Source organism: Lancefieldella parvula (assembly GCF_963530955.1).
Classification (GTDB): domain Bacteria; phylum Actinomycetota; class Coriobacteriia; order Coriobacteriales; family Atopobiaceae; genus Lancefieldella; species Lancefieldella parvula_A.
The window spans coordinates 1-3,328 of sequence record NZ_CAUSFQ010000118.1 but is presented as its reverse complement, the minus strand read 5'-3'; the positions used below and the strand labels follow the sequence as shown (position 1 = coordinate 3,328).

Genomic DNA, 3,328 nt, shown 5'->3' with positions numbered 1-3,328 from the left:
AGCTCGACAAGATCGTGAAAGACAGGCTTGAAAGAGAGCGTGAAAAAGTACGCTCTGAGTTCTCTGATTATGATGACTTGAAAGCCAAGGCTGAAAAGCTTGACGAACTCGAAAAGAGTGGCTCCGAGGAGCTGAAAAAGGCACTCGCTGAGGTTGACAACCTTAAAGGTGAACTGCAGACACGTGATGAGAACGCTAAATTGCAGCAGATGCGCAAGCAAGTCGCTAAAGACACAGGGGTACCAGAGGACCTCATTCAGGGCGCAGATGAAGAGAGCATGAAGACGTTTGCAGAAGCCGTAGCGGCGTTCGCCAAAAAGCCTTCTGCTCCAATCATTCCAGAATCAGGCATTTCTACACAGGCTGGAGAGACTCCAGCACAAAAATTTGGTCAATTCATGGCCGAAACATTCAACTAATTGAAAGGATTTAAGTATGGCAACCGGTATTTTGACAACTTCTGCAACACTTCCAAAAGACCTCTCTGACGAGATCTTTGCAAACGTCCAAGACCAGTCTGCAATTATGCAGCTCGCAACTCCAATTGAGCTTCCTGGCCGCGGCATGACTATCCCAGTTGTAACGGGTGACCCAGAGGCTTCTTTTACCGCTGAGGGTGAAGAGGCTAAGGTATCTAACACCTCTCTTGGCGTAAAGGAAATGAAGCCTTATAAGCTCACTGTTATTGAGCTCTTCTCTAACGAGTTCAAGGATAACTATGAGGCTATCTTTGCCGAGCTTCAGAATCGTCTTCCAGGCGCCATTGGTCGCAAGGTTGACTCTACCATCATGTATGGCACTGCTCCTGGCACTGGCTTTGATACTCTTGCAGATGCTGAGTCTGTAGACCTTTCTGCTAAGCCTTATGACGGCTTTGTTGACGCGCTTGAGAAGGTCTCCAACGCTAACGGTGACCTTAACGGTTGGGTCCTCTCTCCAAAGGCTCGCACTCTGCTTCTTAAGGCTAAGGACAGCCAGCAGCGTCCACTCTTTATCACCAACCCAGCAGTTGAGGGTAAGGACGGCGGTTCTTCTGTTCTTGCTATCCCATCTCTCTTCTCTCGTGCAGCTTATCAGGCAAAGGTTGCCTCTAAGACACCAGAGCTTGTTGGCGTTGGTGGCGATTGGACTGGTGCTCGCTTTGGTCTTGTAAAGGACATCACTGTCTCTATGGCTGACCAGGCAACTATTAACGCTGGCGGAACTGCTATGAACCTCTATCAGCGTGATATGTTTGCTCTTAAGTGCACCTTTATGTTTGGCTTTGTCGCTCGTGATAAGGCACAGTTTGTCCGCCTTGCAAACGGTACTGCCGCTTAATAGGAGGCTTATATGGCAGAGACAAGAAGCTTTGCCACAAAGGCCGACTATGAGAAACGTTATGGGTCTGGCGCTCCAGAGAGGGTTGAGGTGCTTTTGCAAGATGCCTCAGCCCTCTTGCGCTCTAATTTCATTGCATATCATCAAACGGCTTACAAAGAAGGCTTGAATCTTCGATTTGATGAAAATGCTTGCGCCGTTACTTGTGCGATTGTTGCTCGTGCTGTGAATGTTCCTGCTGGTTTTGAGGGTGCTTCTCAGTACAGTCAGCATGCCGGCCCTTATGAGTCGACATTGACTTTTGCAAATCCAACAGCTGATTTGTATGTAACGCGCTCTGAGCGCACTCGACTCGGCTTGAGTGGTATCAGAATTGGCTCAATTCAGCCAATGTTTAAGCAAGACCACGAGGTGAATGATGGCAGCAATTAGGGGCGTTCGGGTAGAAGTGGTTAGAGTAACTACTGTCCTAGACGATCATGGCAATGAGACCTCTGGAGTAGAGTCTTATGAGCTTGTTGACAATGTCTTACCAGCTCCAGTTGCGACATCTGATTTGTCTGCGGTGCGCCCAAACGGTGACCGCATAGACATGGTGTTTCACTTTCCAAAGACTTATAAGCGAAGTCTAAGGGGAACTTTTATTGAGTTTGATGGCATGAGGTTTGCAGTCGTTGGTGACCCGCAACCCTATCTCGACAGTCTAACGCCACTCGATTGGGACAGGGAAGTCGAGGCGGTGGTTGTCGATGGGTAATGATTTTGTCGTCACAGGGCTTAAACCTGATTTGGCTGGTATTCGTGAGGTACTTCATACCGCTCCTGTAGCTGATATGTGCCGTGAGGCGGCTCAGATTTGTGCAGCAAAATGTAATGCTTTACTGCCAGAAAAATACCTCAAACATGGTGCTCGATTTGACGCCAAATGGGTTAATCGCGAGTACACCGCAGCTGGCCTTGTGTATTGCTCTGGAGCAGAGAACGGTATATGGGCTGGACGTGCTAACGCAAAGCTTAATATTCTCAAGAAAGGATGTAATGGATGAGTTATGACATTCTTTCAGATCTTACTAAGTATATGAGTGAAAAGCTTAGCGTCCCTGCTTCGACACGAGTTCCCGCCCGTGAACCAAAAGAGTTTATTACCGTTACGCGAACCGGAGGAAGCTCTACGATTGGCTGGGATATAGCTAATCTTGCAGTGCAATCTTGGAGTACAACGGACGCCTCTGCATATAAGCTTGCTTTGGCAATAAGACTTCTTTTGCTTGAGTGCTGGCAAGAGCTTGATAAGGTCATCAAGGTTGAAGTTCAAAGTATCTACGACTTCCCAGACCCGGATTCAAAGAAATATCGATATCAATTAGATGTGTATATCACTACACGTCTGTAAGGAGTAATCATGGCTGATGCTATTTACAATGCAAATTCCGTCGGAGCAGCAAAGGGCCGTCCTGGCGGATATGCCGCAGTTGTTGACCCAAGCGTTGACATTAAGACGCTTCTTGATGTTAAGAAGACCATCAAGGATCTGATGACCGCAAATCCTGGCAAGATTAAGTCACTTGGATATATCTCTGAGGATGGCGTTGAGTTTTCTGTTGATCTCTCTGAAGAGGATAAGAACGACTGGGGAGGAAATGCCATTAGTTCCTCAATCTCTAAGTACTCAGAGTCTGCAAAGGTGACATTCCTTGAGTCTGCTGAGACTATTTTGAAGGTCATTTATGGAGACGATAACGTCAAGGTTGAGACAGACGGTTCTATTACCGTTCGCCACAACCCACGCTTTACCGCACCTCGCGTCTACATTTTTGACGCGGTCATTAATGAGACAACGGTTAAGCGTTCTATTATCCCTGTTGGACGCATTTTTGAGCGCGATACCGTAAAGCAGAACAGTTCTGACTTCCTTGGCTATACCCCAACCATAAAGTGTATGCCAGCCGAGGTCTTTGACGGTGATACTTACCGTGATGTCTTCTACGACACCACAAAAGCGAGCGCG

7 protein-coding genes are annotated in these 3,328 nt (G+C 47.5%); all 7 read left to right on the top strand.

What is annotated here, in order from left to right:
* Positions 1-419, top strand: a 419-nt coding sequence (locus tag RWJ43_RS06490; protein ID WP_314009098.1) for a hypothetical protein, incomplete at its 5' end; no start/stop codon positions are given.
* Positions 420-435: 16 nt separating this feature from the next.
* Positions 436-1,320, top strand: a complete 885-nt coding sequence (locus RWJ43_RS06485) for a phage major capsid protein (RefSeq protein ID WP_314009096.1) — start codon at positions 436-438, stop codon at positions 1,318-1,320.
* Positions 1,321-1,332: 12 nt separating this feature from the next.
* Positions 1,333-1,752: a Gp19/Gp15/Gp42 family protein gene (locus RWJ43_RS06480; protein WP_314009094.1), complete on the top strand. Its 420-nt coding sequence runs from the start codon at positions 1,333-1,335 to the stop codon at positions 1,750-1,752.
* Positions 1,739-2,077, top strand: a complete 339-nt coding sequence (locus tag RWJ43_RS06475; protein ID WP_314009092.1) for a hypothetical protein — start codon at positions 1,739-1,741, stop codon at positions 2,075-2,077. The genes RWJ43_RS06480 and RWJ43_RS06475 overlap by 14 nt, the downstream gene beginning before the upstream one ends.
* On the top strand, positions 2,070-2,366 hold the full coding sequence (locus RWJ43_RS06470) for a hypothetical protein (RefSeq protein ID WP_314009090.1): 297 nt from the start codon (positions 2,070-2,072) through the stop codon (positions 2,364-2,366). Before RWJ43_RS06475 ends, RWJ43_RS06470 begins: the two co-directional genes overlap by 8 nt.
* Positions 2,363-2,713, top strand: coding sequence for a hypothetical protein (locus RWJ43_RS06465; protein WP_314009088.1), 351 nt, complete (start codon positions 2,363-2,365; stop codon positions 2,711-2,713). The genes RWJ43_RS06470 and RWJ43_RS06465 overlap by 4 nt, the downstream gene beginning before the upstream one ends.
* Positions 2,714-2,722: 9 nt before the next feature.
* Positions 2,723-3,328: hypothetical protein (locus tag RWJ43_RS06460; protein ID WP_314009086.1), on the top strand; the 606-nt coding region annotated here is incomplete at its 3' end.